The following is a 23,371-nucleotide window of genomic DNA, read 5'->3' as shown; positions in this document are numbered from 1 at the left end:
TTGTGACGACCCGTGGGCAAAAGCACCGGTCTCACACACCACACAGGAGCAGCCCATGCTGAGCACCATGCAAGACGCCCCCCTCTCCATTGCTCAACTTCTCCGCCACGGTGCCTCCGTTCACGGCGCCTCCGAGGTTGTCACGTGGACCGAGTCCGGCCCGCGCCGTGTGTCCTACGCTGACGTCGGCAAGCGCTGTGCTCAGCTCGCGCACGCCCTGCGCGGGCTCGGCGTCGAGGGCGACGAGCGAGTCGCCACGTTCATGTGGAACAACTCCGAGCACCTCGAGGCGTACCTGGCGATCCCCTCGATGGGCGCTGTGCTCCACACCCTGAACATTCGTCTGTTCCCCGAGCAGTTGATCCATGTCGCCAATCACGCCGAGGACCGCGTGATCATCGTCGACCCGTCCCTGATTCCGCTTCTCTCTCCGCAGCTTCCGTCGCTGACCACCGTCAAACACATCGTCGTCACCGGCTCCTCCACTGCAGGACTCGAAGCTCCCGAGGGAGTGCAGGTTCACACCTACGAGGGCTTGATCGCCGATCAGCCCACCGAGTTCGACTGGCCCGAGGTCGACGAACTGAGCGCTGCCGCAATGTGTTACACGTCCGGCACCACGGGTGACCCCAAGGGCGTCGTCTACTCCCACCGTTCGATCTACCTGCACTCCATGCAGGTCTGCATGAGCGACGGCCCCAACCTCGCGCAGGGCGATCGTGCACTCGCCGTGGTGCCTCAGTTCCACGCCATGTCGTGGGGACTTCCCTACGCCGCATTCATGATCGGTGCTTCGCTGATCATGCCCGACCGCTTCCTCCAGCCTGCCCCGTTGGCTGCGATCATCGCCAGCGAGAAGCCGACGTTCGCCGCAGCCGTCCCCACCATCTGGCAGGGCCTGCACCTCTACCTCGAGCAGAACCCGCAGGACATCTCCTCGATGCGCGAGGTTCTGATCGGTGGGTCCGCGGTACCGCCGGCCCTCATGCACGCATTCGAAGCCGACCACAACGTCTCCGTCCTGCACGCCTGGGGCATGACCGAAACCTCCCCACTCGGATCCGTCGCCCGCCCGCCGGCCGGTGTCACCGGCGACGCGATGTGGAAGTACCGCTACTCTCAGGGCCGCTTCCCGGCATCCGTCGAGGCACGTCTCATCGACGACGACGGCAAAGTTGTTGCACACGACGGCGTTTCCGTCGGCGAGCTCGAAGTGCGCGGCCCCTGGATCACCGGGTCGTACTACGGCGTCGATGCGGAAGACAAGTTCAACGACGGCTGGCTCAAGACCGGTGACGTCGGATCCATCACGGCCGACGGCTTCCTGAGCCTGTCCGACCGCTCCAAGGACATCATCAAGTCCGGCGGCGAATGGATCTCCTCGGTCGACCTCGAGAACGCCGTCATGGGTCACCCTGACGTCACCGAAGCTGCCGTCATCGGCGTGCCGGACGAGAAGTGGGACGAGCGCCCGTTGGTTGCGGTTGTTCTTCGCGCTGGTTCCGAAACCACCATGTCCGAACTGCAACAGTACCTTTCGGACAAGGTTGCCAAGTGGCAGCTGCCCGAGAACTGGGCCGTGGTCCAGGAAGTCCCGAAGACGAGCGTCGGCAAGTTCGACAAGAAACGCCTTCGCGCCGACTACCACGAGGGCGGACTCGAAGTTACGCGACTCTGACACCGAGTGAATGCCGAAGTATGAATACTGAAGGTGGGCAACAGGTTTTCGACCTGTTGCCCACCTTCGTTCACGAGCGATGCACTTTACGGCCGATAGCCGACCGTGTGAAAAGCGATGTCGACGTACTTCTCCGCCAATTGCGACGGTGACATCGGACCGCCGGTCTGGAACCAACGCGGCAGTGACTGCGCCATACCGAGTATTGCCCGGACGGTCTCTTCGGTATCGGTGACCGCGAAATCTCCCGATGCCACACCGTCGTCGACGATCCTGCGCATCAGCAACTCGAGCCGCTTACGACTGGCGGCGTACCGACTTCGACTTTCCGGTGAGACATGCCGGATCTCGGTGTCCAACGCAGCATGCCGCGACCGGTGGGTCATATAGAGAACAATCGCCTCCACCACCAAGGCGAAGCGTCGTACCGGATTTTCGCCGGCCTCCACCTCTGCCGCTTCGGTTCTGGTATTCAGCTCACTCATCGAGATCTCGAACAGAGCGACGAGGACTGCCTCTTTGTTCGCGTGGTGATAGTAGAGCGCGGGAACGGTTACCCCGACACGATTGGCAATCTGGCGCACCGTCGTGCCGTGGTAACCGTTCTCGTCGAACAGCTCGAGCGAAGCCGTCAGGATGTCGGTCATCACCAGCGGCGGGAAGGACCTCCAGTCCACTGCCACCGAGCTCACCGACTCCACCTCGCCAGTCATGTGATAGCCGAAATTACCGCGGTGCCATACGGATTGCACCGTCGAGGCGGATCGTCTCACCATTGAGCATGGGGTTGGAAACGATGTGCGCAGCAAGCGCGCCGTACTCGCTGGGATCACCCAGGCGAGAGGGGTGAGGCACCTGCTGACCCAACGACGCCTGGGCTGCTTCGGGCAGTCCAGCCAGCAACGGGGTCTTGAACAAGCCGGGTGCAATGGTGTTGACGCGGATCAGCAGCGACGCGAGGTCACGGGCGATGGGAAGCGTCATACCGACGACGCCGCCCTTCGACGCGGAGTACGCAGCCTGCCCGATCTGGCCGTCATACGCTGCGACCGAAGCGGTGTTGATGATGACGCCGCGTTCACCGTCGATCGGCTCGGTCTTCGAAATACGTTCCGCAGCAAGACGAAGGACGTTGAAGGTGCCGATCAGATTGACGTCGATGACCTTCTTGAACGCGTCGAGCGGGAAAGCGCCCTTCTTGCTGACCGTCTTGACTGCGTTGCCGATTCCGGCGCAGTTGACTGCCACGCGCAGGGGTCCGAGGGACTCGGCCACGTCGAGTGCCGCGGTGACCGCAGCCTCGTCGGTGACGTCTGCAGCCGCGAAGCGGACCCGGTCGCCAAGTTCCTTGGCGATGGCTTCACCGTTGGACGACGGAAGGTCGATAATGACGACGCTGGCACCGTCGGCAAGAAGGGCCTTGGTCGTAGCCAGGCCGAGGCCGGATGCTCCACCGGTGACGACGGCGACGCTGTCGTTGACGATCATGAGAGTTCCTTTCGAAAGGTTATGTGTTTCAGATGCGTTCGATGATTGTGGCGTTGGCCATGCCGGCGCCCTCGCACATGGTCTGCAATCCGTAGCGTCCGCCGGTGGCCTCGAGGTGGTTGACCATCGTGGTCAGCAGACGAGTACCCGAGGACCCCAGGGCATGGCCGAGTGCAATCGCGCCGCCCCACGGGTTGAGCTTTGCCGGGTCGGCGCCGAACTCGTGAGCCCAGGCGAGTGGAACGGGAGCGAAGGCTTCGTTGACCTCGTAGGTGTCGATGTCGTCGATGCTCAGACCCGCGCGAGCGAGCACCTTGTGGGTGGCTGGGATGGGTGCGGTGAGCATGAAGATCGGGTCATCGCCCGCAACGGAGAAGGAATGGAAACGAGCTCGCGGCGTCAGCCCTAGCTTCGACGCCATTTCTTCGCTCATGATCAGTGCTGCGGACGCGCCGTCGGTGAGCGGCGACGAGTTACCGGGAGTGATCGACCACTGCGCCTCGGGGAAGCGCTGCGCGTACTTCTCCGAGTAGAACGACGGCTTCAAACCGGCGAGTCCCTCGGCGGTAGTAGACGCGCGAACCGTCTCGTCGACGATATGCGAGACGGTCTCACCGGCGGCGTTGGTCACCGAGATCGGCAGAATCTCCTTGTCGAAGAGCCCCTTCGCCGCTGCCTCTGCTGCCCGCTGGTGGGACTGCGCGGAGAATGCGTCGAGAGCGTCGCGGTCAAGCTTCCACTTGGCGGCGATCAATTCTGCAGAGATTCCCTGGTTGACCAGGCCTTCGGGGTAGCGAGCCGCGACGCCCGGACCGGAAGCGTCCTTCCCCATCGTCGTGGTACCCATCGGGACACGACTCATGGATTCGACGCCTGCCGCGATCACGATGTCGTAGGCCCCGGCGATCACGCCCTGCGCCGCAAAGTGCGCAGCTTGCTGACTTGATCCGCACTGGCGATCAATCGTGGTGGCGGGTACCGACTCGGGGAATCCGGCCGAGAGGACCGCGCTGCGGGTGATGTTGAGCGCCTGCTCACCGGCCTGGCCGACGCAACCGCCGATCACGTCGTCCACCAGGGCGGGGTCGAGGCCGTTTCGCGAGGTGATGGAACGCAGAACGTGGGCCATCAGTTCGACAGGGTGCGTCCCGGACAGTGCTCCGCCCGGCTTTCCCTTGCCGGACGCGATCCGGACTACATCGACGATCACTGCCTTGGTCATCTTCGTTCCCTTCGAGGACGTGCATTGCTGGGGCGGTCCGGCACCCGTGTTTCGTGGCGCCGGGTACCGGACCGAGATCGAGGGAGCACCCTGACTTAGCGCTCGCTAAAGAATTACCACCGACTTGATCCTCTCGTCAAGAGGGGGCCTCCGAACTCGAAACAAATGCGGCCGACTAAAAGCTGGGCGATCAGTGACCTCGCCTGGCCCACGCCATTCATTAGTACTTTCGAATGATAGGTTTTCAATCTTCGCCCGAAATGTCCGGAATCGGATAACCTTCCGCCACAAGCAATCCAAGCCACAGGGGATTCGGGGCGTGGCACCAATCGATGACAACCGCAGGGGGACTGACCGGGAGGTTTGGCGTGGACCTGCGATACGTTGCCTTCACGCGTGCCGACCCGCATTTCTACGACCGAATCAGAACGGTCACCCGACCAGATACATCAACTGACCAGCACTTTATCCCCGCGAAGTCGGTGGATTGGTCGCTCTGGCGGCGCGGTCCCCAAAGTGGACCGTGGAACTACTTCCAACCGCCCGACGGTCTGCTGCCAGAACAAGGATGGAAGATTCACTGCTCCGCTACCCGAGCCAACGCGCAGGAGCTGCTCGATACCGTTTCCGTGTATTGCGGTCACAATCATGTGCCGTTCAAATTTCTTCGGACGGCAGCAGACCTCATGTTGTCCAACAGCAAGCAGGCCAATCGAACTTCCAGCGGAAAATTCATCACGATCTATCCGGCGGATGGTGTTGCCACACAACGTGTCATCACCGAACTGGACAAGCTTGTCGCCGGTGCCGACGGGCCGTACATCCTCAGCGATGTGCGATGGAACCGGGGACCGCTCTACTTACGGTACGGCGCGTATCTGCCCATGCAGACCTACGATTCATTCGGCGATCGCGTCCCGGCAATTCGGCGTCCTGACGGATCGCTCGAACCCGATGTGCGCGGCACTTCCTTCAGAACTCCGGACTGGGTACAAATCCCGGACTTCGTTCGCGCGCAGCAAGACAAGCTGAAATCACATGACGAATTCCCCTATTCGATCAATGAAGCCCTGCACTTCAGCAACAGCGGGGGGATCTACTCCGCATTCGACGACGCCGGCATCGATCTGGTCATCAAAGAAGGCCGTCCCTTTACCGCCCCGGACGCAAACGGCCGGTACGCAATCGACCGCATCCGTAACGAGTACGACAAGTTGACTCACCTTGCCGACAACCCGTACACACCTTCTGCGATCAGCTTGTTCGAGCGCGAGGGACACCACTTCCTTGTCACCGAGCGCGCTGCCGGCACTCCCCTGAATCAGGAAGTTGCGCTCCGTCACCCACTGATACGTGCGGACCAGACACTCAGTTCCCGAACGGAATACAGAACCTGGGCACTCGACATTGCACAACAGTTGACTACCGCAGTCGAGAGCTTCCACAACGCCGGAATCGTTCATGCCGATCTTCACCCTGGCAACGTCATGTGCTCACCGTCCGGTATTCGGATCATCGACTTCGAGATGGCCCACAACATCGACGAGCATCCGCCCCGGTCCACCGGAGCCCCCGGATACACAGCACCTCGACAGTTGACAGGAATCGCGGCGGATCGATACTCGTTGGGATGCATCGAGCTGGGACTCTTTGTCCCACTTACTACATTGCTCCCTCTCGATTGCAACAAGATTCCCGAACTCATCGACTATGCGGTGTCTCGATTCGATCTTCCTCGTGCCTTCGGTGCCTCGCTCTATTCGATGCTCGACGTACAGGCGCCGGAGCCGGAGAATCGCCCGCATCGTTGGGACACGTCGCCCGGGGAAAACCTGCAACGGGCGGCCGCTCTATTGCGCTGCGGCATCCTCGCCTCGCTTGATCTCTCCCGCCCTGATCGACTCTTTCCCGGTGACATCGCCCAGTTCGAAGTGAACGGTTACGGCATTGCTCACGGCTCGTGCGGAAACCTACTCGCCGATGATCTTCCCACCGACACCTTGGAGACAGTTCTGGAATGGACTGAACATCAAGTTGATTCGGATACGCAACCACAGTTCGGTTTCTTCGACGGGCTCGCGGGTGCGGTGCACACCTTTCGGCATCACGGGCGACATTCGACAGCCGACAGGTGGGTCGAGACTTTGCGTCGAGCCCCACTCGACGACATCGACTCCAGCCTTTTCAGCGGCCTTTCCGGAATCGGTTGCCTCCTACTCGAGGAATCGGTTTCACGACCGACTGTGTCACCCACTCTCGCTGTCGTGACCGAGACTCTGCGCGAACGAATTTCAGCTGCTCGCTTGCATGTCCGCGACGCCGGCGGAACACCTTGGGCAGTGGCCGGCCGAGGTGGGCTGATGCGGGGACCGAGCGGACAAGCACTGTTCTGGACTCGCCACTACGAACTGAGTGGTGATCCTCGATCGCTGGAACACGCACGCCAGCTCGTCGACATCGATCTGTCTGTGATGTCGATGTGCCCTGACGGGTCGATGCAGCTGAGAGAGGAGCGCCGGACGATGCCGTATCTCGGATCCGGGTCTGTCGGTGTGGGCCTGGTACTTCTACAACTTCTGCGCCATGTCGACGAACCGCGTTACGCAGCTGCGGTGCGTGCGATATCCCGCGCCGCCACAGTCGAATTCACTGCCCAAGCCGGACTACTCAACGGGCGAGCCGGGCTGATTCTGTTTCTCAGCGAACTCTCCAAGACTCCATACGCCGGCGCCGATTGTGAACAGACGCTTGCACAGCAGTTTCAGCTTCTGGGCTTGCACAGCCTCAATCACGCAGGAGGCCTGCACTTTCCAGGTGAACAGAACCTGAGACTCTCGACAGACTGGGCAACCGGATCCGCGGGAATACTGGCATTGCTCCGTCATGCCGGATTGCCAACTGTCCGACAGTCGTTTCCACTGATGTGCGTGTCGAACTGCCACATCTCCTAGTTGTTCGGAAAGTTATCACCCCGGAAGATTGGAGCACAGAAGCATCAGGCCAAAAACCTGAAATGGAATCAGCACCGCAAGACAATTCGATCGATCAAATCCATCGGTAAACATGCCGATCAACAAAGGAAATGACAATGGACGCTATTCTCTCCCTTCAAGATCTGTCAGTCGCCGCCGGCAACGTCGGAGACGCAGGCCAACTCGAGCAGAACGCGGCAATCAGTTCGCTCAGTTTCTTCTGCCTCTGACCTCAGGCCGATACCTCGGAGCAGGTCCGGGGTATCGGCTTTCGGAATCCGTGCGGATCATCAGACGAACAATATTGTTTCATCATGAGACGCATCCGCACTTCACCGAGCTGTATTCGCCGATGATGTGTGCGACCTGGCGGCAATGCCGAGGGTAGATCGCATGGTCACTGGCGACGATATTCCTACTGATCCTGACAGCCGCACTTTCGGGCTGGTTCGTTCAGCGTTGGGGCGAGAGTTGGGACTTCGGGGACATCTGCTCGCGCTGGTACGACGGGGGGTGGCGGTTGCCGCGCCGCCACCGCCTTGACCTTCACGACGCTTTTCGTACTCCTACTTCCCTTCGCCTCAGGAATGCTGGTCGGCGTCACCACATTCGCCCGAGACTTCGAGCGGAGGGTCTGGTGGTTTGAGTTTCAATAGCTGTCAACGACAAGATGAGGGAATCGGTACCATCCGCCCCCGATGTCTTCCAGCCGGAGCTGATTGAAGGTCTTGTCGGACACACCATCGGGTGCGTACACCCAGCCGGGATTGTCCAAGATGTCCAATCCATCTCGTGCGTCATAGAAATAGACGTGGCCTTCACTGCTGACGTTGGCATAGGAGATATCGAATCTGCCGATTCGTAGATCACGATGATACCCATCGGAATAGGGATCGTCAGGTTCTTGAAGTAGTTGCTGTGCAACGGTTTCGAAGTCTGCCCGATACTGATCGAAATGTGGCTGCCCCGCGGCCGCGATCCCGAGTGCGATCACCACGAGAACCGGAACAGCGACATCGGACCACAACCATCGGCGTCGCTGCCACCAGCACACTCCGAGCAGCACGATTGCAACACTCGCCGTGAGGACCCAGAGAACGACCGCACCGGCGATCGAGAGTGCACTATCCGCAGGTTCGGGCCAGGCGAGATGGCATTTCGCTGCGACATACATCGCCGACGCCGACGCTGCGATAAGTGCGTTTACCAAAACAACCCAACGAAGAGCACCGGACCTTCTCGTTGCCTGCGAGTTCGACACTGCCTGATCCATTCGATGAGAATAGCGAGCTGTTTGTCGCGGACTAGCAGTAACCACTTCCCCGATCTCACGATCGATTGTTTCTCGGCACGGAGAAAGTGTCCACGGTGCTATCTTTGCTGACTATGGGAGGCAGGGCTGCGAGGATGGTCGATTTGAACTACCGATGTCAGGAGAGCTCGGCGACTCCCAAAGTCGACAGGTCAATTTTGAGCACGGCTGGATTCGGTGGATCGCAGCAACCAATACCATCGTCACCCCATGATGACGTGACTGTTGCGGGCGAGTCGTGAAGATTCGATTATTACGAGCAAGCCAAGCGTCTTTAGCAATATCGCTGATCGCACTAACCTTGGTCTATTTGTTGGACGCATTTTCTTTGCGCCTCCAACATCAGCCCAGCTGGTGCATTGATCACTATGGAATCCCATCACGATTCAATTATCTCCTTCCCGGCCGGGCGGAGAGGGTAGCGGCAGGAATTACAGACTTCTGGGGATGGTTCCCTCCAGGCATAAGCTGTACATTCACTGATGCAGTGACCAAAGAAAGCGAAACGGTGGCACCGGCCGCGGACAGGTCGTACATCGTCGTCGTTCTTGTGGCGCTGATCATGATCTCGGCTGTCGGCGTATTGTTCGGCCGCCGGAAGCGCTGAAGATTGGTTTTGGCTCGGGACTGCAGATGCGCACTCGACACCAGACCGATGAGTAATAAATCGGTGTCCGTCGTGTCCGGCGCTTCCACCACTCGTCGATCTTCGCGAATCCACCAGCCTTGTTCGAGGGCATTTCTTGCGGGTCCTGGTGGTCTTCGTTCCCATCACGCTGGCGATGACACTCCTGGGCCTGGTGCTCGGCTGGACCCATGCGCTTGCCGGGGACAGGCGGCAACATGATCGACGCCGATTACACAATGTGCTGGGGCTCAGACAATTCCGACGTGATGCTGTTGTGCTCCGGGTTGATGGTGGCGCTCGCACTCGTCGGCGCACGTGGACGACGTCGGCGACCCACCTACAACCGAATGTCGGAAATGCCGAAATCGATTCGATAGCAGCAATTTTCGATCCACATCATCTTGTGGTCGAAACTTTGTTCGATTAGACTTTGAGTATGGACAGTCGGGAAGCGTGGCAGCTGGATGGCGAGGGCCTCAAGAGTGAGGTTCTGGATCTGGTGCGTGTCCGGCACGAGTTGCAGTCGCGGATGGTGTTGCTGATCGTGGAGATGTTTTCCCGGGACGTTCTCGGCGGGAAGGGTTTTCGGGCGATCGCGCAGTGGTTGCACGGGTCGACGAATCTGGAGATCGGTGAGTGCAGTCTGCTGGTCGGGTTGGCGCGGTTGTTGATGCTCGAACCCGTTGTGGGCGATGCGTTTCATCGTGGTGACGTGGATGCGTTGAAAGCCCGTCAGGTGGCGTCGTTTTGTCAGCATCCACCGAAGAACATGACCCCGGCGGATGTGGACAAGGCCCGCGGGATCCTGTTGGGGTTGGCGTCGAAGAACATCGCGGATTGCGATGCGGTGCGGGCGGCGATTCGGCGGATCGAGAAGCAGTACGGCAAGCGCGAGGACGGCGTCCCGGTCGGCGAGGATTCCGAACGTAACGAGTTCTACGCCTCGAAAGGCTTGTACGGGCGGGTCACTGTGAAGGGTGATCTGGATGCGATCAACGGGGCCCGGTTGATCACGTTGTTGTCGAGCCTGTCTGCGCCGACACCGGAGAAGGACGGCGTGAAGGACACGCGTACTCCGGCATTACGGCGTGCGGACGGGTTTTGCGAGTTGTTGCGCCGGTACGAGCGGGCGGGGTTGGGCCCGATCGAAGGCGGGGTGAAACCGCACATCACGGTCACCGCGTCCGCGAAAGACATGACCGACCTTAAAGTTCTGAAAGACCTGTTGCCGTCCACTGAGGAGTTGGGATTTGCGTGGACGGATTGGGTGGGCCCGATCAGTATCGACACCGCACGGATGCTGGCGTGCGACTGCACGATCACGCGGATCTTGTTGGACGAGAATGGTGTTCCGCTCGACTGCGGCAAGGAAGCGAGAACGGCGACGGTTCCGCAGCGGCGGGCGTTGGCGGTTCGTGATGGTGGGTGTGCGTTTCCGGGGTGCGGGACACCGTCGGGGTGGTGCGATGCTCATCATATTGTTCACTGGAACGATGGTGGCCCAACAGATCTCGATAATCTGATTCTGTTGTGTGGCCATCATCATCGGACGCTGCATCACACCGAGTGGCGTGTCGAGATCGGCCCGGATCGGAAATCGGTGTTCTATCCACCGATGTCGATCGATCCGTATCAACAGCCGATCGGCGGGAACAGCCCACCTACAGCAGCCTGAACCGCGACAATCGAATACATCAGCACCGGGGACGAACCATGCCCCGGTGCTGGTGCACGTTTCTGGTCAGATCCCAACCCCTCAGATCCCAACCCCTCAAATCCCAGCCCCTCAGATCCCGGCCCTTCGCACGAGAGCGTCAGTGGCAGAAGGGGATACAACGTCAATCGCTCGTAACAGCCCCGCGTACCGCGGATACAGCTCGACGGGACGCGTATTGATCGCCCTCAAGATCCACGATGCAGCTTGATCGGCCGTCAGCGCCGGCTGGCTCACGTAATCCGCCGTCGGCGCGATCATCGGTGTTCGTATGAGTGGGAATTGCACTGTGGTGACATCGACACCGGTGCCGTGACATTCCGCGCCGAGGCTTCGGCCGAATGCACTGAGAGCAGACTTCGACGCGTGATAGGCGCTGAACCTGGGCATCACCCCGGCAGTAACTCCCCAGGTTCCGACGTTGATGATGTGTCCGGACTTCGCCTCGAGCATTGCGGGCAGTAGCCGCAACGTCAGTCTTGTCGGCCCGAAGTAGTTCAGCGCCATGGTGCGCTCGTAGTCGTGGAATCGGTCGACCGAATCCAACGCGGTGCGCCGGATCGAGCGACCCGCATTGTTGACGAGGATGTCGACCGACCCGAATCGATCCGCGATCGTCTCCGCGAGTTCGTCAACGGCTTCACCGCGGGAGAGGTCCGCAGGCACGATGTGTGCCCATCCTCCCCTGCGGTGAATCTCGTCCCGTACGTGTTCGAGGTTTTCCTCACCGCGCGCGACCAGGATCATCTCGGCTCCCCGACGAGCCAATAGATGAGCTGTCGCCTCACCGATCCCCGACGAGGCTCCCGTCAGGACGATGGTCTTGTCGGAAAGCGTGACGCCGCGAGACGGAACAAGGGAGCGCAGACGCGTCGGCGGTCTCAATGCAAGATTGCTGAGAATCGATCTGATCACGTCGGCCTCGGTTCGATCTTCGCGTGCGATTCGGTGCGAACCCGTCCCTGAACAGCCCACTTCGGACGCACCGCGGAAATTACTCAAAAGTAAGTTATGGCGCCGTTTCGGCCGTGTCAAGAATTCGTCGGGATTCAGGAGTATCTGCCACTAGCTTTTCCTGATACCTCGGGTTACATTAAATCCAGACCGAGTGCCAGCGATCACACAACCGGCCCTCGATTCCACCGAACACCGCGAGAAATACCAGCGGTGACCGAAACGAAGAGGAGACGCCATGACGCTCACATCGCCGCTCGACAAGCGCGGAGAAGCATCCGACGACTCGTACAACGAGACGCTTCGACTCCTGTCCGAGGGCTCGGTGCACAAGCACTTCGACCCGTACCTCGACATCGACTGGGACTCCCCCGAGTTTGCCGTCGTCCCGAACGATCGCCGCTGGATCCTCCCGGCCGAGACTGACCCGCTGGGTGCACACCCGTGGTACCAGTCGCAGTCCGAGGCCAGGCAGATCGAAATCGGCATGTGGCGCCAGGCCAATGTCGCGAAGGTCGGTCTCCAGTTCGAGAACATTCTGATCCGCGGCATGATGCAGTACGTCTTCTCACTGCCCAACGATTCGGCCGAGGCGCGCTACTGCACGCACGAGTCGGTCGAAGAGTGCAACCACACGATGATGTTCCAGGAGATGGTCAACCGCATCGGTGCCGACGCTCCCGGGATGAGCCGTCCGATGAAGATGCTTGCACCCTTCATTCCCCTCGCTGCGGGTCCGTTCCCCGAACTGTTCTTCGTCGGTGTCCTCGCCGGTGAAGAGCCGATCGACCACATTCAGAAGAGCATCCTGCGCGCCGGCGGCCAGATCCACCCGATCATGCAGTCGGTCATGGCCATCCACGTAGCCGAGGAAGCGCGTCACATCTCGTTCGCGCACAAGCTTCTGAGCCGCCGCATCCCGCTGATGTCACGCCCGAACCGGTTTGTCCTCTCGCTGCTGTTCCCGATCGTCATGCGCATTCTCTGTGACGCCATCGTCATCCCGCCGAAGTCCTTCTGGAAGCAGTTCGACATCCCGAAGTCCGTGAAGAAGGACCTGTTCTGGGATCTGCCCGAGTCGCGCCAGACCCTGCGCAACTACTTCGGTGACGTCCGCATGCTGGCCACCGACACCGGCCTGATGAACCGTGCCTCGCGCCTGGTGTGGAAGGCCTGCAAGATGGACGGCCGCGCATCACGCTTCCGTAGCGAACCTCACCGCAGCTCGCACAACGCCGCCGCGTAGCTCCCGGACAGTCGAGATCGGACTCATAGCGCCATGCCACACGTAGTCACGCAGTCCTGTTGCAGCGACGCCTCGTGCGTCTACGCCTGCCCGGTCAACTGCATCCATCCGACGCCGGACGAGCCGGACTTCCTCACCGCCGAGATGCTGCACATCGATCCGCAGGCCTGCGTCGACTGTGGCGCATGCGTCTCGGCCTGCCCGGTCGACGCCATCGTCCCCGAGTCGAAGCTGACCGACCCGCAGCGAGTCTTTCTGTCCATCAATGCGGACTTCTACAAGGAAGAGCGACCCAGGCCGCTTCTCGCCAAGGTCATCCCGGCAGCCCACGTCGACAAGGGCCGACCGCCGTTGCGCGTTGCGATCGTCGGTTCCGGACCGTCGGCGATGTACGCCGCGGACGAGTTGCTGACTCAGCCTGACGTGCAGGTCAACGTCTTCGATCGCCTTCCTGTGCCTTACGGCTTGGTTCGCGCCGGCGTTGCTCCGGACCATCAGAAGACCAAGCAGGTCACTCGCTTGTTCGACAAGATCGCCGCACAAAAGGGTTTCGAGTTCTACCTCAACGTCGAGATCGGCAAGCACATCTCGCACAGCGAACTGCTCGAAAATCACCATGCGGTGCTCTACGCAGTCGGCGCTTCGTCCGACCGTGGTCTCGGCATTCCGGGCGCTGATCTGCCTGGCACGGCCTCGGCCACCGACTTCGTGGCCTGGTACAACGGCCACCCCGATCACGCCGACGACGTCTTCGACCTCTCACATCGCCGCGCGGTCATCATCGGAAACGGAAATGTCGCGCTCGACGTCGCTCGCATTCTGACGGCCGATCCCGAGAAGTTGGCCGGTACCGACATCTCCGCTCACGCACTCGCCGCTCTGCGGAAGAGTCGCGTCGAAGAAGTTGTCATCGTGGGTCGACGCGGAATCGCGCAGTCCGCGTTCACGGTCCCCGAGTTCACCGGCCTGATGGCACTGCCGGACATCGAACTCTCTGTCGGACCCGACGACATGGTTCTCGACTCGGCCACCGAAGAACTGGCAAAACGCGGCGAACTCCCGCATGCCGTCGAGCAGAAGTTGCGTCTCCTCGAAGCCCTGAAGAACCGCGATCACGTCGACGTCGGCAACAAGCGCATCACGTTGCGCTACCTGCTCACGCCGACCTCGATCACCGGCGACGATCAGGTCAGCGGAATCGAGTTCGCTCGCAACGCTCTTGTCGACGCCAACGGAACCGTGCAGATCGAAGCAACCGGCGATACCGAGACCATCGATACCGGCTTGGTCCTCACCTCGATCGGCTACCGCGGAGTGCCCATCCCCGGCGTCCCGTTCGACGAGCGTGCGTCGGTCATTCCGAACGAGAACGGCCGAGTCCTCGAAGCTCCGAACGGTGATCCCGCCACCGGGGTCTACGCGACCGGTTGGATCAAGCGCGGACCGAGTGGGTTCATCGGCACCAACAAGTCCTGCGCGCAGGAAACGATCAGGATGCTCGTCGACGACTTCAACGACGGACGCCTGACCAACCCGGTCGTCGACGACTCCGCAGTCGATCGTCTGGTCCGGGCGCGACAGTCCGACGTCGTCGACCGCGAGGGCTGGCACGCCATCGACAAGGCGGAACTGGAACGCGGCGCTGCGCACGACCGTGTCCGCGAAAAGGTTCTGGATCAGGTCGAGATCACCTCCATCCTCGACGCTGCGGCACGGGTGAAACCGGCGCGTCGATTCGGTCGACCCGTTCGCGCTCGCTGATCCGCTACAGGTAAACAGCTACTTTCACGCACACGGCCCCGCCTGCAGACTCGTCTGCCCGGCGGGGCCGTCTGCGTTCCGGCAACGTCCCACTCAGCGAAAATTTATGCCCGTCAGCGGCCGAAATCGTGTAATACTGCAACCTGTTCCAGTAAGCGGCACAGCGAGCCACGATCCCCGGATCACGCTCGCCAACCAGATGAGGATTGCATGAGCGAGACTGCAACGCCGGCGCCGAACGGGAGTGTGACACCTGCAGTAGAGGGTTGGTTCACCACCGGCGACGAACCTGCTCTGATCGGCACGAAGTGCCAATCCTGCGGCACCATTTCCTTCCCTCGTGAGGCGACGTTCTGCAAGAACCCGAGCTGCTTCAGCGAGGAGTTCGACGACGTGGAACTCTCCCGCCGCGGCACTGTCTGGTCGTACACCGACGCGCAGTACCAGCCCCCGCCGCCGTACATCCCGCGCTCGGATCCGTACGAGCCTTTTGCTCTCGCAGCAGTCGAGCTGCCCGAGGGGATCGTCATCCTCGGCCAGGTGGCCGACGGATTCGGCGTCGACGATCTCAAGGTCGGCAATACCGTCGAATTGGTTGTCGAGCCGCTGTACACCGACGAAACCGGAGTACGTACGACGTGGCGATGGAAGCCTGTCGCCGCAGCTGATCAGGAGTCGCAGTCATGAGCAAGGACGTCGCAGTACTCGGTGTCGGTATGCACCCCTGGGGCAAGTGGGGGCAGTCGTTCGTGAAATACGGCGTTGCGGCCGCTCGCGCCGCGCTCGCCGATTCGGGTGTGAATTGGCAGGATGTCGACTTCATCGTCGGCGGCGAGACCGTCCGCAACGGGTACGGCGGATACGTCGCCGGAGCCACCTTCGCGCAGGCACTCGGCTGGAACGGCGCTCGCGTCGCCACGTCGTACGCCGCGTGTGCGACGGGAGCCCAGGCACTCGACACCGCTCGCGCACGAATCCTGGCCGGCCTCAGCGAAGTTGCCCTGGTCGTCGGCGCCGACACCACGCCGAAGGGCTTCCTCGCTCCCGTCGCCGGTGAGCGTTGGGACGACCCGGACTGGCTGCGCTTCCGCCTCATGGGTATGACCAACCCGGCGTACTTCGCGCTCAACGCGCGTCGTCGCATCGACCTCTACGGCGCCACCGCGGAGGATTTCGCCAACGTGAAGGTCAAGAACGCCAGGCACGGGCTGAGCAATCCGAATGCGCGCTACCGCAAGGAAGTCACCGTCGAGAACGTGTTGGCCTCCCCCGTGGTGTCCAATCCCCTTCACCTGCTCGACATCTGCGCGACGTCCGACGGCGGCGCCGCAATCTTGCTGACGTCGATGGAATACGCCCGCAAGATGGGCATCGCGGAACCTGTTCGCATCAAGGCTATTTCGACGGTCACGCCGACGTTCCCCCAGACGATCATGGACATGCCGAACTTCTCCACCGATTCCAGCTCCGCCGTTCCCGCTCCGGAGCGCACGTTCAAGGAATCCATCGGCTACGCCGCATACGAAGAAGCCGGGATCTCTCCCGAGGACGTCGACGTCGCCGAAGTCTACGACCTCGCTACCTCCGTGGAACTGGACTGGATCGAAGACCTTGCCCTCTGCAAGCGGGGCGAGGCCGAGCACCTCCTGCGTGCGGGTGACACCAGTATCGGAGGCCGCATCCCGGTCAATCCGTCCGGCGGTCTCGCGTGCTTCGGCGAAGCCGTTCCCGCACAGGCACTTGCGCAGGTGTGCGAGCTCACTTGGCAGCTTCGTGGACAGGCCGAAGGCCGTCAGGTCGAAGGCGCCCGCATCGGTATCACCGCCAACCAAGGTCTGTTCGGACACGGCTCCTCGGTAATCGTTTCCGCCTGACCCTGTTCTACTTTCGTGGCGGTCGCACACTCACCCGTGAGCGGCCGCCACGATCACGTCTGCCACTGCCCCTGGCCGGGAAACCAGCGATGCGTGCGAGGTCGGGAGTTCGCTGGTGTTCGCGCCCATCCGGTTTGCCATGAACCGCTGCGCCGATGCTGGGATCACGCGATCCTCACCGGCAACCAGATACCAGCTCGGTGTGTTCGCCCACGACGGTGGCCCGCCGAGCTCGAGGTTCGCCCACAAAGCCGCAGACTTCTGATGCGCCAACATCGTTGCCGCTGTCTCGTCGGAAACATCCTGAGCGAAGACGGAATGGAAATACTCGTCCGTGACGTAGCCGTCGACGTTCTTCCCGCCGATCGCGTGAGGATCGTCGACGATCTTCAATCCCAGAGCCGGAGGAAGCAATTGGCTGCCAGGAAACCTGATGGGATCGATCGTGATCTGCACCGGCTCACCCTGAACCGGAGCAAACGCCGCGATATACACCAACGACTGCACCTTCGGGTCGTGAACATTGGTGATCACCGCGCCGCCGTACGAGTGACCGGCGAGCACGTCAGGTCCGTCGATGTCCGCAACCGTCTTCTCGATCACGGACGCGTCGTAAGCGGGCCCGCGTAGAGGATTGTCCGGCGCCACGACGCGATAGCCACGCGAACGTAGGTCGGCGGCAACGCCGTCCCAACTGGTCGCGTCGGCAAAAGCGCCGTGGACGAGAACGACGGTTGGCTTGGGGCTCGCCACCGCAGCGCCGGAGCCGAAGATCACTCCGGCCGCGACTGTCATGAGCAACGCCAGAACTGCGGTGAATACACGTGAGATCTTCATGCGTTTCCTTCACTCTCGTCGAAAAGCGAGAAACTGCGGTAAGCCGGGACACGCCCGTTTCGATCCTAGAAATACCTGCTGCGACGGACGTGACTGTCCGTGCAGACTTTTGAGCTCACACTGCACAACTTCTGGTTGAGCGTCCGCATCGCGGGGTATCAGGGCTGCATGGCTTTGCTCCTGGATACTTCCGTGTTGGAGCCTGACCAACGCGCGGACGCCTTTGTCGACGCGATCGGTCGTGCCTCGGTCCCGTGTGCAATCCACTTGGAGAACCCGGAACGGGTGAGCGCGAGAATGAACGTGTGGAACCTCGGTGCAGCATCACTGTTCCGCTCCGAGTCGACCGGTATGCGGTTGACCCGAACACCACGTCACGTCCGGTCCGCGTCGATGCCCGTCCTTGCGATTGCCCTGCAGGAGAGCGGGATCGGCCATCTAGATCAGCACGACGAACAACGCAGAGTGCCCGCCGGTGAACTGTTGATGACGGACCTGACGTCGACCTACAATTTCTCTTGGCCGGGAACGGGCGCTTCCCAGTGCCTCTACGTTCCGATGGATCGGCTGGGACTGCCGATCGACACCGTGCGGGACGCAGCTACCCGGCCTCATCACAGCAATCTGTACCCCGTGATGATCGCGCACGTTCGTGAATTGTTCCGCAGCGCCGCTCTGTTGGAGACCGATCCTGCCGCCGAACAATTGGGCGAGGCCTCGATCGAACTCGCACGTGCTTTGGTCGCTTCGATCGCACATGCGAATCCTGACGCATCCGCTCCGAGATCGGCCCTTGCCATGACTTCGATCCGTCGATACATCCGTGAACACCTTCACGATCCGACACTGAATCCCGCACGAATTGCTCACGCCCACAACATCTCACTGCGACAGCTGTACAAGATCTGCTCGGACAACGGCTTTCGGATCGAACAGTGGATCATCACCCAGCGCCTGCAGAAGGCTCGGGACGAACTGGCTCGACCCGCTACCGTCGATCTGCCGATCGCGACCGTTGCGCACCGGGCGGGGTTTGTCGACGCCGGACACTTCAGCCGACGCTTTCGACAGGCCTACGGGCTGAGCCCGACTCGTTGGCGTCAGCTCCGCGATTGAAGCAGCGCCACAACGTCTGACTGACCACGACTTTCGGCATTGTCCAACGCGGTCTTCCCCGATGCATCCCGGATCGAGGGATCTGCCCCCGCGTCGAGAAGCTGAGTGATCACGTCGATATAGCGCGCCGAACCATCGCCGTACACAACGGCTTCGAGTAGCGCCGCCCACCCGGGATCGTTGACGTGATTGACCGGAACCCCGGCAGCGATCAGCATCCGGACGCTCTCGACATGCGCGTGTTCACTCGCGGGAATCAGCGCCGTACCGCCGTAACGGTTCACGCTGTCGACGTCCGCGCCGTGGGCGAGCGTGAGCGCCAGAATCTCGTTCAAACCCTCGGCTCCGGAATACAGGAAGGCCGAATCCTGCATGGAATCCTTCGCGTTCACGTCTGCTCCGGCAAGAATCAACGTAGAAGCCGCGGCGACGGCGTCGTTCTTGGTGGCCTCGACGAGTGGAGTCCGTTCGCCCTCGCCGCGAGCTTCGATGTTCGCGCCCGAAGCCAGGGCCGCGGTGATCGCTGCCGGATCATTGCGGTCTACCGCATCGAAGAGTGCCCGTTCGGATTCCGGCGTCGATGGCGGCTTTACGCCCGTAATCGATACAGCTGCCGTTGTCGTCGCTGACGCGGCGATCGTCGACGTCACCGGGGTGTCGGACGAACTGCAGCCGGCCAACGCCCCGGTCACTGATACCGCGAGGATAACGCAGACGAGGACAGACCTACCCGGAAGCGCCGTCACAGCGGATTACTTTCTTGGACAAGAGTTTCAAGCGTCATCCTGACGGCGTCCAGATGTTCGGCCATCGCCCTGGAGGCGTGGTCGTAACTGCCGGATGCGATTCCTTCGACTATTCGTTCGTGTTCCTCGTTCGACCTTTCCTGGCGACCGGCAACAAGATTGAGTGTCTCGGACTGCCTTGTCAACGCTTCACGAATATCGACGATTACCGACTCGAAGACCCGATTCCTACTGGCTTTCGCGATCAGTCCGTGGAACTGCGCATCGAGTGCGACCCATACGAGCGGATCATCCTCGTCACGCATCTGCTGGACCAGTCCGCGGAGAGCCGTCAACTCCTCCGCTGTGTGCCGTTGGGCAGCCCATCCTGCGGCCGGAATTTCGACATGCGGCCGCGCTTCGACCAACTCGTTGGCCGCGTAGCTGCCGAAGTCGAGGTCTCGCGCTATCGAATCGCTGACGACGAAGGTGCCGAGCCCGGATTTCGTCTCGGTGAGCCCGAGGGCATGGCACGAGCGCAGGGCTTCACGGATGACCGATCGACTGACCCCGTGTCTTTCGGCCAGGGACGCCTCGGACGGGAGACGCTCTCCGACTGCCAGTTCGCCGGAGGTTATTGCGGCACGGAGGTCGGCGAGAACCGCCTCGGCAGCACTCACCCGCGAGGCGACGGGTCGCCTGGTGGCCCAGCTGTCTGACAGGTTCATGCCGTCATTGTTGCGACTGCCGAAGTCCCGCGTCAAACATCGCACTTGATGAAGGGTTGACGTGCCGGAGTGAGCGAGGTAACAATTACACCTGTCAGACAGCCTGATAGCCCGATAGCAGGGCGGGACTATAACTCGACCGTCAGCGCTGCGATCCCGAAATACACCCACCGCGCAGAGTGATGCTTGCGCGAAGAGACACGAGGAATTGATCAAGTGCTCGAAACGCGAACAGAACACGATCTGCTCGGCGATCGCGAGGTTCCAGCCGATTCGTACTGGGGTATCCACACCTTGCGCGCAATGGAGAACTTCCCGATCACTGGTCGAACAATCTCCACGAACCCGCATCTGATCCGCGGCATCGCTTACGTCAAGTGGGCCGCAGCCAGCGCAAACGAAAAGCTGGGCATCCTCGACCGCCCGCGCGCGGAGGCCATCTCACAGGCATGCAAGGAGATCGTGGACGGGCGGTGGCACGAACAGTTCGTGGTGGACGTCATCCAGGGTGGCGCCGGCACGTCGACGAACATGAATGCGAACGAGGTCATCGCCAATCGCGCGTTGGAAATCCTCGGCCACCAGCGCGGCGACTACGAACGGCTTCACCCCAATGAACACGTGAACCTGAGCCAATCGACCAACGACGTCTACCCCACGGCCGTGAATATCTCGACGATCTTCGCGATCGATGACCTGCTGGATGCACTTCTTACACTCCAGAACGCATTCACGACCAAATCTCTTCAGTTCGCCGACACAGTGAAGATGGGACGCACCCAACTGCAGGACGCCGTGCCGATGACCCTGGGTCAGGAGTTCGGGACCTACGCGGTCATGATCGAGGAGGATCGGGCGCGTCTGGCTGAGGCCGCTCTTCTCGTTCACGAGATCAACCTCGGTGCGACTGCTATCGGCACTGGCCTCAACGCACCCGCCGGCTACGCCGAGGTGGCCTGTTCCGACCTGGGCGCACTGACCGGACTGCCGCTGGTGTTGGCAACGGATCTTGTCGAAGCGACCCAAGACGTGGGCCAGTTCGTCCACCTCTCCGGCGTCCTCAAGCGGGTCGCTGTGAAGTTGTCCAAGGTGTGCAACGATCTCCGGCTGCTCTCTTCGGGCCCGCGAGCCGGATTGAACGAGATCAATCTTCCACCGGTGCAGGCAGGTTCGTCGATCATGCCGGGCAAGGTCAATCCTGTCATTCCCGAAGTCCTCAATCAGGTCGCGTACGAAGTCATCGGCAACGACGTGACGATCACGATGGCTGCGGAATCCGGTCAGCTCCAACTCAACGCTTTCGAGCCGATCATCGTGCACTCACTGTCCGAAGGAATGCGACACCTCGGTGCGGCTTGCCGCATTTTGGCGGACCGGTGCGTACTCGGCATCACGGCTAACACTGAACTGCTGCGCGCCCGAGTCGAAGACTCCATCGGCCTCGTCACCGCGCTCAACCCCTACATCGGATATACCGCGTCCACTCGGATCGCCCAGGAGGCGTTGATTTCCGGGCGTCGCGTCGCCGATCTCGTAATCGAAGCCGGCCTGCTCGACCGCGAGGAACTCGATCGGTTGCTCAGCCCCGAACATCTCGCCAATCTCCGCGTTTCGGGGGAGAAGCCTCATGCCACCGCTGTTGCGGAGGAGGTTTGATGACCGTCGAACGGGAAGAGACAGGCCGCGCCGAAGTTGCCACTGAGGAGGATCTCGGATATCAGAAGGCGCTCGGCCCCAGACAAATTCAGATGATCGCGATCGGTGGCGCGATCGGAACCGGCCTTTTCATGGGGGCGGGAGGGCGACTACAACAGGCGGGCCCGGCCTTGGTTCTCGTGTACGCGCTGTGCGGATTCTTCGCGTTCCTGATCCTGAGGGCGCTCGGCGAACTGGTGATGCACCGACCGACTTCCGGATCCTTCGTTTCCTACGCACGCGAATTCTTCGGCGAAAAGATGGCTTTCGCTGCGGGCTGGTTGTACTGGATGAACTGGGCAATGACTGCCGTGGTCGACGTCACGGCTGTGGCGTTGTACATGAACTTCTTCAAAAAGTACTGGGCGCCACTGGGACACATCGATCAGTGGATGTTCGCTCTGATCGCGGTGTTGCTGGTTCTCGGACTGAATCTCGTGTCCGTAAAAGTCTTCGGAGAGTTGGAGTTCTGGTTCGCGTTGATCAAGGTCGTGGCCTTGACCGCATTCCTCGGGTTCGGTGTCTATTTCGTACTCTTCGGCACACCCATCGAAGGGCATTCCTCCGGATTGAGCCTGATCGCCGACAACGGTGGGCTGTTCCCCAACGGAATACTGCCGGCAGTCGTGGTGATTCAGGGCGTCGTGTTCGCCTACGCTTCAATTGAACTCGTGGGGACCACGGCTGGAGAGACCGAAAATCCCCGGAAGGTGATACCCAAGGCGATCAACACAGTGATCATTCGGATCCTCGTCTTCTACGTGGGGTCGGTCCTGCTGCTCTCGCTGTTGCTCCCGTACACCGAATACCACGCCGGTGAAAGTCCATTCGTCACATTCTTCGGTTCGATCAACATCCAAGGCGCAGATGCGATCATGAATCTGGTCGTTCTCACGGCGGCGTTGTCTTCCCTCAATGCCGGGTTGTATTCGACCGGACGAATACTCCATTCGATGGCGACGGCCGGTTCGGCGCCTGCCTTCGCTGCCAGAATGAACAAAGCCGGAGTGCCGTACGGGGGAATCGCACTCACCGGCGTGGTCATCCTGTTCGGCGTCGGGCTCAATGCTGTTGTCCCAGCGCAAGCCTTCGAAATAGTCCTCAATCTTGCGGCACTGGGCATCATCAGTGCATGGGCGGTAATTGTGCTGTGCCAGTTGAGGCTCTGGCAACTTGCGAAACAAGGCAAAGTCACTCGCCCTGCCTTCCGCATATTCGGCGCACCGTACACCGGGATCGCGACACTGGTCTTTCTTGCGGTCGTTATCGTGTTGATGGCATTCGACAACCCTGTTGGAACGTGGACCGTCGGATCCATCGCGATCATCGCACCGCTCTTGATGATTGGTTGGTACGCCGCCAGGAATCGTATTCGCGAGTTGGCCATCCACCACCCCGCAGCTTGACGTGAAAGGACCACA

Annotated in this window: 18 protein-coding genes; 10 read left to right on the top strand and 8 right to left on the bottom strand. The window is 61.1% G+C overall.

The annotated features are described in order from the left end of the window. Positions 1-55: 55 nt before the first annotated feature. Complete coding sequence (locus PCS43_RS08290) at positions 56-1,678, top strand: long-chain fatty acid--CoA ligase (protein ID WP_003943212.1); 1,623 nt, start codon at positions 56-58, stop codon at positions 1,676-1,678. An 86-nt stretch (positions 1,679-1,764) separates the two neighbouring features. On the opposite strand, the gene PCS43_RS08285 is transcribed toward PCS43_RS08290, so the two are convergent. The 3 genes from PCS43_RS08285 to PCS43_RS08275 are packed head-to-tail and all read right to left on the bottom strand — an operon-like array spanning position 1,765 to position 4,388. Continuing rightward, a complete protein-coding gene (locus PCS43_RS08285) occupies positions 1,765-2,391 on the bottom strand; it encodes a TetR/AcrR family transcriptional regulator (protein ID WP_051720833.1) in 627 nt (208 codons plus the stop codon). A gap of 13 nt (positions 2,392-2,404) precedes the next feature. Beyond that, a complete protein-coding gene (locus PCS43_RS08280) occupies positions 2,405-3,166 on the bottom strand; it encodes a 3-hydroxyacyl-CoA dehydrogenase (RefSeq protein WP_003942978.1) in 762 nt (253 codons plus the stop codon). Positions 3,167-3,194: 28 nt separating this feature from the next. Beyond that, positions 3,195-4,388 carry a thiolase family protein gene (locus PCS43_RS08275; RefSeq protein ID WP_030536138.1) on the bottom strand — a complete coding sequence of 398 codons (1,194 nt, stop codon included), beginning with the start codon at positions 4,386-4,388 and terminating at the stop codon, positions 3,195-3,197. A 368-nt stretch (positions 4,389-4,756) separates the two neighbouring features. Here PCS43_RS08275 and lanKC point away from each other — a divergent pair, with 368 nt between their 5' ends. Further along, positions 4,757-7,339 carry a class III lanthionine synthetase LanKC gene (lanKC, locus tag PCS43_RS08270; protein ID WP_209910282.1) on the top strand — a complete coding sequence of 861 codons (2,583 nt, stop codon included), beginning with the start codon at positions 4,757-4,759 and terminating at the stop codon, positions 7,337-7,339. Positions 7,340-8,009: 670 nt separating this feature from the next. Here the strand turns inward: lanKC and PCS43_RS08265 are convergent. Further along, entirely contained in the window at positions 8,010-8,633 is a 624-nt protein-coding gene (locus tag PCS43_RS08265) for a hypothetical protein (RefSeq protein ID WP_064443584.1), read from the bottom strand. Between the two features lie 1,103 nt (positions 8,634-9,736). Here PCS43_RS08265 and PCS43_RS08260 point away from each other — a divergent pair. Next, entirely contained in the window at positions 9,737-10,975 is a 1,239-nt protein-coding gene (locus tag PCS43_RS08260) for an HNH endonuclease signature motif containing protein (RefSeq protein WP_209910285.1), read from the top strand. A 111-nt stretch (positions 10,976-11,086) separates the two neighbouring features. On the opposite strand, the gene PCS43_RS08255 is transcribed toward PCS43_RS08260, so the two are convergent. Then, positions 11,087-11,929, bottom strand: a complete 843-nt coding sequence (locus PCS43_RS08255; protein WP_074447109.1) for an SDR family oxidoreductase — start codon at positions 11,927-11,929, stop codon at positions 11,087-11,089. A gap of 277 nt (positions 11,930-12,206) precedes the next feature. On the opposite strand from PCS43_RS08255, the gene PCS43_RS08250 reads away from it, so the two are divergent. The 4 genes from PCS43_RS08250 (at position 12,207) to PCS43_RS08235 (ending at position 16,849) form a co-directional block, all read left to right on the top strand. Continuing rightward, on the top strand, positions 12,207-13,214 hold the full coding sequence (locus PCS43_RS08250; protein ID WP_003943163.1) for an AurF N-oxygenase family protein: 1,008 nt from the start codon (positions 12,207-12,209) through the stop codon (positions 13,212-13,214). A 33-nt stretch (positions 13,215-13,247) separates the two neighbouring features. Next, the gene (locus PCS43_RS08245; RefSeq protein ID WP_209910290.1) at positions 13,248-14,975 is read left to right on the top strand and encodes an FAD-dependent oxidoreductase; all 1,728 of its coding nucleotides are present in this window, start codon (positions 13,248-13,250) and stop codon (positions 14,973-14,975) included. Between the two features lie 210 nt (positions 14,976-15,185). Then, on the top strand, positions 15,186-15,662 hold the full coding sequence (locus PCS43_RS08240; RefSeq protein WP_019745839.1) for a Zn-ribbon domain-containing OB-fold protein: 477 nt from the start codon (positions 15,186-15,188) through the stop codon (positions 15,660-15,662). Beyond that, complete coding sequence (locus PCS43_RS08235) at positions 15,659-16,849, top strand: lipid-transfer protein (protein WP_030536146.1); 1,191 nt, start codon at positions 15,659-15,661, stop codon at positions 16,847-16,849. The genes PCS43_RS08240 and PCS43_RS08235 overlap by 4 nt, the downstream gene beginning before the upstream one ends. 30 nt (positions 16,850-16,879) lie before the next feature. Here PCS43_RS08235 and PCS43_RS08230 read toward each other — a convergent pair whose 3' ends face one another. Then, positions 16,880-17,686, bottom strand: coding sequence for an alpha/beta fold hydrolase (locus PCS43_RS08230; protein WP_209910293.1), 807 nt, complete (start codon positions 17,684-17,686; stop codon positions 16,880-16,882). Between the two features lie 99 nt (positions 17,687-17,785). Between PCS43_RS08230 and PCS43_RS08225 the strand changes: the two genes are divergently transcribed. Then, complete coding sequence (locus PCS43_RS08225) at positions 17,786-18,802, top strand: helix-turn-helix domain-containing protein (protein ID WP_270923015.1); 1,017 nt, start codon at positions 17,786-17,788, stop codon at positions 18,800-18,802. On the opposite strand, the gene PCS43_RS08220 is transcribed toward PCS43_RS08225, so the two are convergent. Together PCS43_RS08220 and PCS43_RS08215 are read right to left on the bottom strand one after the other, a co-directional pair. Next, positions 18,787-19,494, bottom strand: a complete 708-nt coding sequence (locus PCS43_RS08220; RefSeq protein WP_270923014.1) for an ankyrin repeat domain-containing protein — start codon at positions 19,492-19,494, stop codon at positions 18,787-18,789. The genes PCS43_RS08225 and PCS43_RS08220 overlap by 16 nt on opposite strands. 50 nt (positions 19,495-19,544) lie before the next feature. Further along, positions 19,545-20,255, bottom strand: a complete 711-nt coding sequence (locus PCS43_RS08215) for a FadR/GntR family transcriptional regulator (RefSeq protein WP_050655023.1) — start codon at positions 20,253-20,255, stop codon at positions 19,545-19,547. Between the two features lie 216 nt (positions 20,256-20,471). Between PCS43_RS08215 and PCS43_RS08210 the strand changes: the two genes are divergently transcribed. Together PCS43_RS08210 and PCS43_RS08205 are read left to right on the top strand one after the other, a co-directional pair. Beyond that, entirely contained in the window at positions 20,472-21,911 is a 1,440-nt protein-coding gene (locus PCS43_RS08210) for an aspartate ammonia-lyase (RefSeq protein WP_058038379.1), read from the top strand. After that, on the top strand, positions 21,911-23,356 hold the full coding sequence (locus tag PCS43_RS08205; protein ID WP_270923013.1) for an amino acid permease: 1,446 nt from the start codon (positions 21,911-21,913) through the stop codon (positions 23,354-23,356). Before PCS43_RS08210 ends, PCS43_RS08205 begins: the two co-directional genes overlap by 1 nt. Positions 23,357-23,371 lie beyond the last annotated feature (15 nt).

The organism is Rhodococcus sp. C-2, assembly GCF_027854095.1.
Lineage (GTDB): Bacteria > Actinomycetota > Actinomycetes > Mycobacteriales > Mycobacteriaceae > Rhodococcus_F > Rhodococcus_F qingshengii.
The sequence above is the reverse complement of the archived record's forward strand: the minus strand, read 5'-3'. Positions and strand labels throughout refer to the sequence as shown.